The organism is Chitinophaga pinensis DSM 2588, from assembly GCF_000024005.1.
Taxonomy (GTDB): Bacteria; Bacteroidota; Bacteroidia; order Chitinophagales; family Chitinophagaceae; genus Chitinophaga; species Chitinophaga pinensis.
Genome location: NC_013132.1, coordinates 7,972,261 through 7,985,079 on the forward strand (window position 1 = coordinate 7,972,261; position 12,819 = coordinate 7,985,079).

14 protein-coding genes are annotated in these 12,819 nt (G+C 40.6%); 1 reads left to right on the plus strand and 13 read right to left on the minus strand.

From position 1 onward, the window contains the following. Nucleotides 1-3: 3 nt before the first annotated feature. From CPIN_RS39250 to CPIN_RS31385, 12 genes are all read right to left on the minus strand, one after another. A complete protein-coding gene (locus CPIN_RS39250) occupies nt 4-510 on the minus strand; it encodes an RES domain-containing protein (protein WP_052306914.1) in 507 nt (168 codons plus the stop codon). Nucleotides 511-639: 129 nt separating this feature from the next. Further along, nucleotides 640-999: a hypothetical protein gene (locus tag CPIN_RS39255; RefSeq protein ID WP_012793905.1), complete on the minus strand. Its 360-nt coding sequence runs from the start codon at nt 997-999 to the stop codon at nt 640-642. Between the two features lie 85 nt (nt 1,000-1,084). Further along, a complete protein-coding gene (locus CPIN_RS31330) occupies nt 1,085-1,978 on the minus strand; it encodes an ArdC family protein (protein WP_012793906.1) in 894 nt (297 codons plus the stop codon). Between the two features lie 222 nt (nt 1,979-2,200). Then, nucleotides 2,201-3,112, minus strand: coding sequence for a DUF8464 domain-containing protein (locus CPIN_RS31335; protein WP_012793907.1), 912 nt, complete (start codon nt 3,110-3,112; stop codon nt 2,201-2,203). 876 nt (nt 3,113-3,988) lie between these two features. Then, nucleotides 3,989-4,486: a hypothetical protein gene (locus CPIN_RS31345; RefSeq protein ID WP_012793910.1), complete on the minus strand. Its 498-nt coding sequence runs from the start codon at nt 4,484-4,486 to the stop codon at nt 3,989-3,991. 14 nt (nt 4,487-4,500) lie between these two features. Further along, nucleotides 4,501-5,031 (minus strand): hypothetical protein, encoded by a 531-nt coding sequence (locus CPIN_RS31350; RefSeq protein WP_012793911.1) that lies wholly within the window; start codon nt 5,029-5,031, stop codon nt 4,501-4,503. Then, complete coding sequence (locus tag CPIN_RS31355; RefSeq protein ID WP_012793912.1) at nt 5,028-5,828, minus strand: hypothetical protein; 801 nt, start codon at nt 5,826-5,828, stop codon at nt 5,028-5,030. Before CPIN_RS31355 ends, CPIN_RS31350 begins: the two co-directional genes overlap by 4 nt. Before the next feature lie 44 nt (nt 5,829-5,872). Further along, on the minus strand, nt 5,873-6,574 hold the full coding sequence (locus CPIN_RS31360; RefSeq protein ID WP_044220146.1) for a recombinase family protein: 702 nt from the start codon (nt 6,572-6,574) through the stop codon (nt 5,873-5,875). 403 nt (nt 6,575-6,977) lie between these two features. Next, nucleotides 6,978-8,606 (minus strand): AAA family ATPase, encoded by a 1,629-nt coding sequence (locus CPIN_RS31365; RefSeq protein ID WP_222838165.1) that lies wholly within the window; start codon nt 8,604-8,606, stop codon nt 6,978-6,980. 318 nt (nt 8,607-8,924) lie between these two features. Then, nucleotides 8,925-10,035, minus strand: a protein-coding gene (locus CPIN_RS31370) for an IS3 family transposase (protein WP_012789065.1) whose coding sequence is annotated in 2 segments (ribosomal slippage) — nt 8,925-9,780 and nt 9,779-10,035 — 1,113 coding nt in all. Because the reading frame shifts where the segments join, the coding sequence is not laid out codon by codon here. Nucleotides 10,036-10,101: 66 nt separating this feature from the next. Further along, nucleotides 10,102-10,362 carry a hypothetical protein gene (locus CPIN_RS31380; protein WP_012793915.1) on the minus strand — a complete coding sequence of 87 codons (261 nt, stop codon included), beginning with the start codon at nt 10,360-10,362 and terminating at the stop codon, nt 10,102-10,104. Nucleotides 10,363-10,378: 16 nt separating this feature from the next. Continuing rightward, the gene (locus tag CPIN_RS31385; RefSeq protein ID WP_044220152.1) at nt 10,379-10,561 is read right to left on the minus strand and encodes a hypothetical protein; all 183 of its coding nucleotides are present in this window, start codon (nt 10,559-10,561) and stop codon (nt 10,379-10,381) included. A gap of 729 nt (nt 10,562-11,290) precedes the next feature. Between CPIN_RS31385 and CPIN_RS31390 the strand changes: the two genes are divergently transcribed. Beyond that, nucleotides 11,291-11,791, plus strand: a complete 501-nt coding sequence (locus CPIN_RS31390; protein ID WP_052306915.1) for a DUF4996 domain-containing protein — start codon at nt 11,291-11,293, stop codon at nt 11,789-11,791. A 32-nt stretch (nt 11,792-11,823) separates the two neighbouring features. Here CPIN_RS31390 and CPIN_RS31395 read toward each other — a convergent pair whose 3' ends face one another. Further along, nucleotides 11,824-12,660, minus strand: a complete 837-nt coding sequence (locus tag CPIN_RS31395; protein ID WP_148230684.1) for an SGNH/GDSL hydrolase family protein — start codon at nt 12,658-12,660, stop codon at nt 11,824-11,826. Nucleotides 12,661-12,819 lie beyond the last annotated feature (159 nt).

A 12,819-nucleotide genomic window follows, 5' to 3' on the forward strand; every position in this document is an offset into this window, starting at 1 on the left:
CTACTAAAAACTTGATGGCCCAAAATGGTAGCTATATTCAACATGTTTCAACATCAATCTGTCTATGCATTTAACTTCTAAAAGACCGTTCTCAATCGGCCTTCCAAAAATAGCAATATTCTTGATTGTCTGATCTGATGAAGACACTTGATTAAAATAGGATGGGTAAATTATTCCATCCAGTTTGTTTTTAGATGCAGAGAGAGCGATCTCTCTTAGAATTTCATAAGAATGACTTGGTGCCCTAAATAAGAAATGAATTGCCATGCTTATGCTTTCAAACTCAGTTCCCTCCTCAGTTATAGACTCTGACAAATCCAAAACATTTATCGGCTTGCTTAGTGCCAATTTAGCGAGATAAAGTTCATCTTCGATTGTGACGCGCGACTCATGTATGCATATATCCAAATCTTGAGACGCATAAAAAACTGGTAAGCTCTGTGAATCAAATCTACCACGACCTAGATATTGATCGGGTGGGCTATCATATTCATTAAAATTACTTGGCACATTGGGATTTTTCCGTAGCCTATAAAAATTCGTTCCTGCCGATAAGTTTATTGTCGGAAATTCCGTCAATACTCTGCTTATCACCGTGGGTCTTGTATTATCGTCTTGAAGCGCTTTTAAAGGCTCTATTTAACCAACCTTCCATAATCTTGGGCCGTAATGAAAAAATCCTACCTTAAGTTTTTCTGATATAAGTTCTAAATCGTCTTTTAACCATTCAGGAACAGACAAATCTGACGATTTGTAATGATATTCATTAAATTGAATTGCATTTGAAGCACCATACTGAGTCCGAAAGGTTGAACCGTATACAAAAAATGTATTTGCCAGATCATAAAGCTCATTATAACCAAGCTTTTTACCCAAAACATCTTGGCAGTTAGGACAGGGTTGGGGATTATCATTCCCAATTTTGATTGCATCCAAACATAGACCTTCGTCTTTAAAACAATTTGAGCAAACTAGTATTTCGTCGATTTCAGGGGTCATATATAATACTTTAGTGTTCCAAATATATAAAATAGATATTTATAAAAAGCGCCCGCATGCGGGCGCTTTTATTGCGGTTAGCCGATCAAGTAGGCTGGAGTCCTTGTAGAAAGTCAACAGCTTTTGACGCTTCCGACGCTGCGGTCAGCAAACAATGCTTATTGTCTTTCAGTACATTCAGCCAATAGTCGATATAAGCCGCCGTATTGCTTTTCTCTGCGACATTAATCCCAAATTCAGCGCACATAAAAGCGGCTCCTAATTCGGCGACAAGTTCCTCCGTCGCATAAACATTGTCTCCGAATTTCCGATCAATGCGTTTCGAATTTCCCGTCCAGTGGGTCAATTCATGAAGAAGTGCAGAATAATATCCTTCGGTTGCGGTACAATGTTCCGTATTATTAAAGGCTTCTTTGTAAGGCATCGTGATTTTGTCATCATCACGATCGTAGAATGCACCAAAGCCAAGGTTTTCGATGACTGCAGATGTATTAGTCACAAATTTATCAACTTGCTCGATGCGTTCGACAAGCGATGTGTCATTCAAAAGGTTCGGATTTTCTGCGGCGGAATCATAGCTTGCCAGCTGACAGCGGTTGAAGACGACCGATTGTTTGAGAAAAGGTATTTTCTTTAATTCGCCATCCTCTTCTTTTTCGAGTGTATCGAAGTAAACGATCATCGTACCCTTCTCACCTTTACGAACGGCTTCCTTCTTGTCCTGCCATTGCAGAAAACTGCCCCATTCATCAGTAAGAAATTCGTTATTAAATGCAGACGTCCAGAGAAGAAGAATGTTCACGCCACGGTATTTCTTCCCCGTGGTTAAATTCTTGGGCAACGCCATAAGACGGTTTTCGGCGCCATTCCACGGCTTTTGCCAAGGGATAACGCCCTTCTCCAATTGCTGAATAATGGTGTCGGTTACTTGTTGATGAATATCACGGCGATTAAATGTTGTTTGGGGTGCTTGGATCATTGAATGCCTTTCTGCGTGTGGTTGATGGATACGGAGCGCCCATGGCCGTCGGTAAGCGACCGTCCGGCAAAAATTTTGGGCAGGGCGAGGAAGTCCCAAAGGGACGGAGAAAATTCTTGTTGGAAACGAGGGAGCGTTGACGGCAAGCTCCGTGACCATCCGTCAACGCCGCAGCAAGAAAGAGGTAATGCGCCTTCTCACCTAACCGAAATAATCAGCCTACTATTCAGGAAGCCCGACCTTTACCATATGCCATGCATTGACATCCTTATAAGGCGCATACAGGCTATTCATGGGCTTGTGCGACAATCCGTCTTCGGTTGCAAAGAAGGTGTCGAGATTAGTGATTGCTTCTTTTCCTTCTTGGTCGTTGCTCATCCATGTGAATGCCTGGCGATAGCCATAGCCTTTTATATATGGTGTGGCTTTGGCTAAATTGCGAAGGCCGTTCAAAACGATTGTATCGCCTTCTAATTTCCGTCCGTTTCGCTGCTGGATGATGGCACTTAGATAATCAAGCCAATCAATAAAGATGTGGATTGTATTAGGTTTTGGAATCTTCCCGCGAATAAACGTCAGATATTGAGGACTGCAACAACCTTTAAAATATTTATTCCTTAATACATGGCCGCCTTTGTCATTTTTGAAACCAAGTGCAAAAATGCTTTTGCATTTCACACGGCTGTACACGTTGACTTCTTTTAAATAGCGGTCTGCTAAAGATGAAGGAATACCTCGCGATTCAAGAAATTCTATTAAAGCGGGATGCTCGATTTTCTTCTGGTCAGTGACATTCAGTTTCAAATCGTCCTGCTGAATATCAATGTTGGCAATTGGCTTGATAGCAGGCAAAAGACCAAACATATTGCCAATCCATCGCAGGGCATCAAATTCGGTGCTACCTAATCCTGAACGCTGCAAATGCTTACAGACGAACTGAAGGACGCCACCCCTCTCACCTGTGTCTTCGTCATTCCAGCAGTTTTCGTGCAGATCGATACGAAAATCTGCTTTTTCGTCACGGCGAAAGGGATTGTTATAATAAAGATCATACTCGGATATTCTGACGGGCTTTAAATTGAGCTTGTCTAAAATTAGGGCAAGGGATATGCTTTTCGCATGTTCAATGTTCATTGCGATCTCCAGAGGATAATAATGTGATGTTGAGCTACTGAGAGAGGGAGCCGTTACAGCGGCTTGCCTCTCTTCTTTTTAGAAAGTTTGTTCGCTTCTACGGAAGTTTTCCAATTCGGCATGCTCGTAAAAGGCTTCTCTGCCAATGATTGTATAACGAAGGTTCTTTCGCTTCTCCGCCCACTTATGAAGCGTTGTTACGCTACGGTGAACATAGGCGGCGGCTTGTGGTCGATTAAATAAACGGAGTGATAGGCACTTAGGGGTTGTCATACTGGGTTCTCCTTATTTCGGTTATAATTAATCACGTAACAAAATTACGCGGTGGAGTGTGGGCGGCCTTGATACGGGACAAGCCAGTTTAAAGTCAAAAGAAAACGGAAAATGATAACGATATGTGTATGACCGTATGCAGCAAACGCTGTAAACATATGAAAAGTTAAACCGAGGAAGGCGCTGCCGCCGCGCCTTCCTCCTTCTCCATCCCGGCGGGGTTCCAAACAATGGAAAATAGAAACCCCTCACGATTGGCGGGGTCAAATTTTTTTGCGGGCTGAACCAATTTCAGACAATCTCCTTCCTCAACTCCTCCAAGTGCTGTTTAAGTTCATGTATAAGTTTCTCACCCTGCTCGATCGCGGCTTTCTTTTCAATATTACTCAATTCAGGATAAGAATTGCGGGGTGCATGTTTATCCGTGTTAGGTCGCATGTTCCGATAGTAAGTCGGCACTGAACAAGAGCATTCTTTGCGAAACCTTTCGCGGAATGTAATGGGGGCTTTGGTCAATAAGTCGTGAATGCTGCGTAAAACGTTTGTCTTCTTCATGATTTGAGGGGGACTTTCGGGTGTATTATAAATTAGGTGTATAAAAAATTATCTATAAGCTTTTATTCGGAACATGCCGTCATCATCATAGCCCATTTCGCCAATCATCTGAACAGGCCCAAGAAATCGGCGAGGTAAATTCAACGTCGTCAGAAAACGATATACGTATATGCTTTTGTAGGCCATCCGGAGCGCAACTTTATCGTGCCTATTCTCGGCAGCATGATAAATCGCCCGTAGCATAAGGACGTTCTTTTCGCCATGACGGCGGATCAGAGCAAATTCGTTTCCGAAAATATCAATGAAGATATCGTCTATCTCACGTAGATAAAAAACACGCTCGATGGGAAACGTCTCGCAATCGCCGTCATCAAAGACAACCCTTACCTTACTAAAACCGACAATTGCGATAACATAGCCGACATGACCGAAACGAGGATGATAACGGTAGCGCCCATCATGTTCGATAGCCGCCCAATAGGTGTTGTGTTTGATGATGACGTATTTTTCCAGCAGTGTGTGAAGTTCTGCTTTGCTGGCTCTCATAATCTGACACCGTTCTATCTATCAGCGTAAAGATGCGCCCACACTTTCAATGTTCGCCCATTTTCCAATGAAAAGATGCGTTGGATATTGAAAGAAGACCCGTAAGCGGATTTCCCGTAGTCGGATATATCCCATGTGCCGACGGTATAAGGATCGCAACTGAACACATAACAGGAAAACGTCAATCGTTGCGGATTAGATAAAAGCGTCCAAGTTCCGAAGTCAGGGATGTAACTATTTAATGGAAATCGGCAAATGTGAGTTTCTGTTTTATCGCCAATTGTCGGCCCTGTGGAGAATTGTATCATTTCATCACTGCTCAACGCTTCCCGCGTAAACGTTGAATCGATTTTACCATCAGCGCTGTAATAAGTGCGCTCTACCTTCATGATTGTCCAATCTTTATTGGCTGATCCTGTTAAATCCGCTATAGTCATCTTATTTACCGTTGGATCATCGTCCTTGTCATCTTTTTTAGAACAAGTCGCAAAACAAAAGAGGCTGACCACGGCGCAGGCGGTCAAAGCATTTAAGGCTCGTTTCATATGGTTGATCGATTAGTTTTATAGACATGTGTGCAAAGGGGGCAAGGTCTTCGGCGTCCGAATCCTTCGTCAAAGCAATAGAGATACCGGGGAACGTAAAATTTGATTCGATCTGTAAGTAGATCCAAAATTTCATCGGCCTGCTCAATAATACAATCCCTGTCCGTGTCGGTGAAAGGCATTGTCGATGCTTTTACTTTTTTTGCGTAGACTGCATCGGTGAAGTTACATTTGTCCATGACCGTTTGTTTGAAACGATTATGCGCATGTGCCAAAATGTTATCCAGGTCACGCAAGATATTATCCACGCTGATTTGAAACTGTAATTGTCTATAGTAAAAGAAACGCTCGTCATCGTCCCGTTGCTCATAAATGATTTGATGAAAATTAAACGGCGCATTCAGGAAGGACAAAAAATGATAGGCAAAAATGTTTTTACTCGCCAGACGCAGCGCATCCGGTTCGCGTCCTTCGACAACCGCATTCGACACTGCGAGATTATCTTCAACAGCTTTTATACCGTATTTTCTCCGCACTGCATCTTGGATATAAAGCGTTTCTTCTAAAATCCGATATGTATCCAGGCGAAAATAAAACACGTTCACCAACGGAATGAAAGCGATGTCATCCCTTTCAAACTTCACCTTTGCAGTCCCTTCAATGATATCGAGAAAAATACCGACCTGACCGAGACGCGGGTGTACTTGCAGTGTATGCGTGCCGTTTTCATATCGAAAAAAATGCATATGCGCATAAAAGGTATTATGACGTACAATCACATAGCGGCCGATTAGCATCGATAATTGGGGTTTTGATGGTTCAAGAAACCACGACATTAGCATTAACACGAATTAGATGTTTCGGTGAAAGATGGGGTATCGTCATTGATTGAGAGTTCCTTGATCCTGTTCAGAAGGTTATACACAGTATTTCGGTGCCACTTTGCACGATGGCGGCGGAATGTATGAATATGACGACGGTTTAATTCGGCAGCCAGGGCGCGAATTGTTTTAAATCCCTGCGCAATTAGCTCTTCTATGATCGGTATCATTTTTTTGGCGAAATCATCTGCCGCCTGTTTATTCTTTTGCGCGAGGTCCTTACACGCTACACCAAACCGAATACCACGCCGTTTGGCCGCTTGCATTGCAGAGCTTGTGCGCTTGCTGATAATGTCACCTTCTTTTTCGGCCTCAATCGCGTCTTCTAACAATTGAAGTTTAGTTGCGTTGGGCTTATCAGCGGCAATAATTTTTACAGGGCTTTCGAGAAGTCGCGCCACGAAAAAGGCATGACGCGCCAAGCGGTCTATCTTGGCTATAATCAAAATAGCGCCTATTTTCTTGCAGTAACGTAAGGCGCTTTTGAGGATAGGGCGCTTATCATTCTTTCCGCTATCTACTTCGAAAAATTCACGCGCTACAAAAAAGTCAATGACGCGCCGAAGCAAGCATACATCGCCTTGCTGCGCTTGCATTCCAAAACCATCTTTACCTTGATCGTCTGTCGATACTCGAAAATATGTTACAGCGGGGGTAATCATCTCCGTGGCTCCTTGTCCATCAATAAGGGAACCCTTATTTTGCGCTTATAAACTTAAATATCGAATAATGGTTTAAATCAAAACCGATTGATGTGAAGCGTTTTTTAAAAGCGAGAGTAAAGGAAATAGCGGCTTTTTTGTCCACGGGAGAGGGTTCCTTCACATATGGCCAAATTTTTTTGAAAAATTCTTGTCATTCCAAGAATATGTGGGTCATAGGAAATTGCAGGAAATTGCGGAACCACCTATAAATTTTGATAACACACTGCCTTATTTCATCAAACAAATGTTTCCCATTGTTTGGGAACCCCGCCGGGATGGGTCGCAGGGAATGGCGCGGCGGCAGCGCCTTCCCCGTGTGTATCTATTTTCTAATTGAAAACATTATCAAAGTCATTCTGCGTCATCTATGAATATCGGTTGGCAAAGTATCAAATAAAGATTTTACAAAATTTAATGCCTCTTCATTCTCCCCAAGTAATTTTATAACGGCACTCTCATAATTAGCTCGTGAGGTAAATTGCAAGCTTCTCACAATTGCATTAATAGCTCCAGTTTCACGTATTGGATATCTTTTAAGAATTGAAAGTAAGTCGTTTGCTGCTAAGAAGTCATTAAGTCGTGTTTCTTCATCTTGAATAGCCGTAACGACATCAATATTTATTACTACGGGTATCGCCGCGACTATTGTAGCTCTAGTGGGCAAATTTTTGAAGATTTCTTCACGGACAGCTCTTTCAGAGATTCTTTGGCTTAAATGTCTAATTTGTGCACGAACCGCATCTAGTGCCGTTGTTTCAGCTTGCTTTAAGTATATTGCTGGATCTCCTGCTAACATAGCAGCTTGACGTTCAGCAATGCGACGCTGAATCTCAGGATGATAATATATGGCCTCCACCGAATAAAATGGCAGAGCATACACGCCTTGTGTTTTTAATTGATCTATATCAGCCTGCATACGACCATCACCATCAATAATGCCAAAGGCTTTTACCCAATGAATATTCTCTTCCTGTCGAATTGCAGTAACGAATTTCTCTACGTCACGACAGCTTTCTTTCGGAACGATTGAAACTTCAGGGAAAACTAAACTATAGAGAGGCGTATCAAGACTTTGTGACGTACCTTCTATAAAGAGCATCTTCCGTCTTGAACCAAGAATATCTTCCTTAGTTTGTTCATCAATTGTAGTATTTGATGGAAGTATATCAGCATCCCAAGCGCGAACGCTATCTCCTTGAAATTCACAACCACGAATAAGCATTATATTTGCATTATCACTATTGATCGGCAGCATTATATCATGTGTCGAAACTATAAAAGCGCAATCTGGTCGCTTTGCTATAAGCAAAGACAATAAAGGAGATGATATAGAGTGATGTAAGTGCCTTTCAGGTTCGTCAATCAGAATAAGAGACTCTTTTTGTGCTGTAAGAACCGAGGCTATAATAATAAGTGCATTTCTTTCTCCGTCGGACAGTTTATTTATTGCATATGATGGCCCCCCTGACTTGGAAGCTACGATTTGACCATCTTCTAATATAGATATTACGATTGGCAAATTAGATAGTCTTAATAATTCATTTATAGTCTTGACAGGTGGCTGTAGCTCCTCCTTAAATTTTGCAGCCTCATCTAAATTCCCTTCCTCAAAAGCTTTGGCAATTATTCTTGCGCGATTATTTTCAGCAGCCACTAAATCATATAAAGCAATATTTATACGTACTTCAGGCTGGTATTCCGTCCAAGCGGAATCCACTGAAATGTCTTGGTTACGTTGCGCACCCAGTGAGCTTAATCGAGAAGCTGCTGTGATGGATACTGAGCTATTGGTAAACCAATTCTGTCTATGAGCAGATATTCTTAATGTTGTATTAGGAAAATGTGCATAGAAAAGCTGCATTAGGCGAGATTTACCAACGCCATTCGGCCCAAGAACGTATAAAATCTCTCCAACTGAAAGATTTACTACAAAATTGGGATTGTCTGATTGAGGAATGGGAAGAGAGAAAGGCATACGGAAACTTTTCAAAAATGAACTAATAATTAAATAAATTATACATTATATGTGTAATAAATTATACTTAAATAAAATCATCTATTCTATTGTCGTGAAGCGAAGAATTAGGTACTCATTCTGACAATTAGTCATATATTAAAGTTATCAAATATTATCAAATCTTGAATAAACTGGTTAGACAATTGTCCTTCTCTCGGTACGAATTATAAAAGCCTTTCAAGTGTGAACTTGGAAGGCTTTTTTGTTTACTGCGACTACGCTTGCAATAACTATTACACAATCGCTTTAAAATCTCTTACCGAAGATGAACTTAAGGTGTAAGTACCCCGTTTAGCAAACAGTATTCTTCTGGAGAATCGTTTCTTCAAGAACCATGTTTTTCCACTCTTCTGGGGTAAGATTATTTAATGCTTCATGTGGTCTACGCTGATTGTATTCTTCCAGCCACTCCTCTGTTAACTCTCGTACCTGGTTAAGGTCAAAAAATAAGTATGCATCAAGAACAGCCTCACGATATAGACGGTTAAACCTTTCTATATATCCGTTTTGCATTGGCTTACCTGGCTGGATGTATTGAACGATGATATTATTCGTTTTGCACCATAGGCAAAACTTTGTAGAAGTGAACTCCGGTCCATTATCTACTCGTATACTATTCGGCTTACCACGTGTTGTCAATATTCGGTCCAGTACCCGCGTAACCCTCTTGGCAGATAGGGATGTATCGATCTCAATAGCCAATGCTTCTCTTGAACAGTCATCCATTACATTAAAAGTCCGGAAGCGTCTATTACCAGTCATACTATCACTCATAAAATCCATACTCCAACTAACGTTAATCATTTGTTGCCTGATCAGTGGTTGCTTTATCCGGGCGGGTAATCGTCTTTTCCCTTTCCTACGTTTGTTGAGTTTTAATAGCCTATAAACACGGTAAATCCGTTTATGATTCCATTTATGGCCTGCCCTCCGCAAATAAGAGGATAGCTTCCTGAAGCCGTAATTAGGATGCTTAAAAGCCAATTCCTGCAATGCAATAATAACTGCATTATCATTCTTACGGCTATTGTAATAGAATTGAGATCGTGGAAAGGATACAAGTCTACAGGCCCTACTCACAGAAATACCTTCTTCACTAACCAGCTCATGCGCTATTTGTCTTTGGGTGGCAGGGCCCAGCCTTTTTTGTGAAGAGATCTTTAAGAAGTTGATTATCCAGGGATACATCAGCATACATCCTTTTCAGACGCGCATTTTCTTCTTCTAGATCTTTCAAACGCCTTACATCTGAGGCTTCCATACCTCCATAACGACTCTTCCAATTATAGAAAGTCGCTTCTGAAATGCCGTGTTGTCGGCAGATCTCTTTGGTCGGTATCCCGGATTCTTGTTGTTTAAGGATAGAAACAATCTGGGATTCTGTAAATCTTGTTTTTTTCATGATGAACAGATTAGTTTAAAATTGACACTTTTATCTAATTTTAAACTGTCTGCCGTTAAGGGGTACTTACAGCTTATCTAAAATATCGCTTATAGTAGGATATACTTCAGGATCATTTCTTTTTTTTCGAGGAGGAGGACCTTCTAAGTAGCTACGCTTAATTGCAATTTCAAATACTAATTTTGAATTCATTAAAACTTCCTCACTACCCGTGAAATGATTTAACGCTTTATAAAATTCAACAATGTAAAATGAGCCGTTATCTGTGGGGAAAACATAAGTTTCGCTATACTCATTTTGGGCTCCTGGGGCGTACGGATAAGACATCTTGCTTAAGTAGAAATTACTTTGACGCAGAATTATTAGAATTAGTTCTCACTTTTTTCAATTGGTCAATAATGCCAGAATGTACTATGACACCCTGCATACCATTCATTCTCCTTTCTCTATCAGCAGATATAGCCTGAACTTTTAATGGAAAGGATTGACCAACAACTGAGATCTTTTTGTTAACAACTTTTTTCATAGTACTCAAAAATAACTATTTTTTAGGACATGACCATATCACACTTATATCCGACCCAAATTTTCAAACCATGAGCTCAAACACTTGAACCTTTCGTCTTCGTTAGAATTACCCGCAAATTTAAAATACAAAAAACTCATAATAAACTAGTTAAATATAATTTTTGGGGGTATAATTTCTCTGATTAAGACTCATAATACTTTATTTCCTTCAATTCCAGTACTCATCTCCTAAATCAAGTAGAAAGTTTATTTAAAATCGAATTCTAGTACCTACAGTACAACAACAATGTATTTTTTAAACCAAATATTGATAAAGTGTATCATTTTAGTGTTTTTCCACCTGAAACGGTAATGAAACTTCTTTGAATGAGAGTCAACATATCATAATATTGAGCAATTCGCTGAAAACAATTAAATCCTGTAACACTTGGTTCGCTAATTGTCCCGTTCTGGGTACATTTTAAAAGCCTTTCAAGTGAAAACTTGGGAGGCTTTTTTGTTTGATATCATTTCTGCATACGTGCTTTTTAATTTGTGGAACGGTGTCCCACAAGTTGAAAAATAGCCCAATAACTCGCAGCAGATTCACAATTACTATGCAACTAAATTCTCAATTTCTGAGGCGGCAATGATAAATATTTAAACAAAGATTAAACACTTTATGCTAAAGCTATTCGTTGAAAACCATTAACTCCTGTAACAATGGCTTCCCACCCTGGAAGAAGCCATGCTGGTGATGAAAGGTAAAGTGATGGTCAACCTGGATAAGAGTTACAACTGTCTGGAGGAGACCTATGCCGTACTTGAAAAAACAGGTACTGTGGATCAGGGTATATTGAAAGGTCAGATAGCACCGGCAGTGCTGCAAACGGAACACGCTGCTGTTATTGCGAAAGCATTGTACATGCCTATTATCAGTCTGGATGATAGTAACGCTGCTGCTAATATTCATGAATGCCTGAACCAATTACATCCCGCAGCATTTGAATTTGTTTTCAAAAAAGATACTGCTGCAATTTTGTCCAATCTCCCTAAAAAGAATTGCAGGATTTGGGTAAACTCCCTGTGGAGTAGCCTGAATGGAGGACATTATGATGATATGGCTTTTGACGATGGGAATACAAAAGATAGCTGGGATTGGCTCTTATCAAAAGGGTTTACAATCTTTCAGACAGACAGACCAGCCACACTGTTGGCCTATCTCCAAAAAAAAGGGTTGCACAAATAGTGCAACCTTTTCCTGGGGCCGGTTTTGTTCCACTAAAACCGAATATTTTTTATCACTTTCGCTAATAACTCTGCAATAATCTCACACCCTTTATCTGAGGGATGTATACCATCATAAGTCACATCTACTGCTTTTAACGGATAAGGATATTTATCTCCCACAGTATATGGTATGTTGATATAATCAGGATAAGCATATTCTTTGTATTCACGCGTTTGCGGATCTCTGAGGTATTTAAACTTCACGGCCTGGCTGATCTCCAGTCTTGGCTCACTGTAAAGGTCCACGATCTCCATATTTTCTGCTTTTCCGATTGCCTTCACCACATTCACAAAAGCCTCCAGACTCTGTCCCTCCTGATCTTTATAAGATCCCCAGCTATTAACCTTGTTATTAAGAATGTAAACAAAATCCCCACGCTGCATAGGCGTCATCAGTATAATATGCGCTTTAGGATTGAGGCTACGTAACCTGTCAATAATCACTCTGAAAGCCCCACTCACAGTACCGATACCCGTGTTGTTGGTGTAATCATCCAAAGTACCGGGTTTTACTCCTAGCCACCAGTCATTCGTACCGAGAAATATCGTATATACATCTGAAGGTTTCAGATCGAATTGATCTATTTTGTAGGCAATTTCAACACTTGTCCAGTAATTGTGGCCATGATTGATATATGTCAGACCTGGTACCAGTTCCGTAGTTCTGGTTATCCAACCTTTTTCAACCCGGTTATCACTCTCCTCAAGGTGGTCATTTAAATAAGTAAAGGAATCGCCAATTGCTGTCCAGGTAATTCCTTTCATTGGCATAAAGGAGCCTAGTACCACTGGTAACAGCAGTAATAATAGTCTACGAACTTTCATCATATCTATGTTTATAACATATATACGAAAAACGATGTGTTTGGTTTCCAAGTTCGTTCTGCTAACTATACCCCCATTTTATTTGCTATAATATCAGGCATTTACGTACTATGTTAACAACAAAATCGGGGGTATTACGCTGTAAACTACCGGGTCAGATCT

Bases quoted from the DNA above. Each gene is read 5' to 3' on its own strand.
- CPIN_RS31350 (WP_012793911.1), bottom strand. From the start codon at position 5,031: ATGAAACGAGCCTTAAATGCTTTGACCGCCTGCGCCGTGGTCAGCCTC.
- CPIN_RS31395 (WP_148230684.1), bottom strand. From the start codon at position 12,660: ATGATGAAAGTTCGTAGACTATTATTACTGCTGTTACCAGTGGTACTA.
- CPIN_RS31330 (WP_012793906.1), bottom strand. From the start codon at position 1,978: ATGATCCAAGCACCCCAAACAACATTTAATCGCCGTGATATTCATCAA.
- CPIN_RS31335 (WP_012793907.1), bottom strand. From the start codon at position 3,112: ATGAACATTGAACATGCGAAAAGCATATCCCTTGCCCTAATTTTAGAC.
- CPIN_RS31390 (WP_052306915.1), top strand. From the start codon at position 11,291: ATGCTGGTGATGAAAGGTAAAGTGATGGTCAACCTGGATAAGAGTTAC.
- CPIN_RS31380 (WP_012793915.1), bottom strand. From the start codon at position 10,362: ATGTCTTATCCGTACGCCCCAGGAGCCCAAAATGAGTATAGCGAAACT.
- CPIN_RS31355 (WP_012793912.1), bottom strand. From the start codon at position 5,828: ATGCTAATCGGCCGCTATGTGATTGTACGTCATAATACCTTTTATGCG.
- CPIN_RS31360 (WP_044220146.1), bottom strand. From the start codon at position 6,574: ATGATTACCCCCGCTGTAACATATTTTCGAGTATCGACAGACGATCAA.
- CPIN_RS39255 (WP_012793905.1), bottom strand. From the start codon at position 999: ATGACCCCTGAAATCGACGAAATACTAGTTTGCTCAAATTGTTTTAAA.
- CPIN_RS31385 (WP_044220152.1), bottom strand. From the start codon at position 10,561: ATGAAAAAAGTTGTTAACAAAAAGATCTCAGTTGTTGGTCAATCCTTT.
- CPIN_RS31345 (WP_012793910.1), bottom strand. From the start codon at position 4,486: ATGAGAGCCAGCAAAGCAGAACTTCACACACTGCTGGAAAAATACGTC.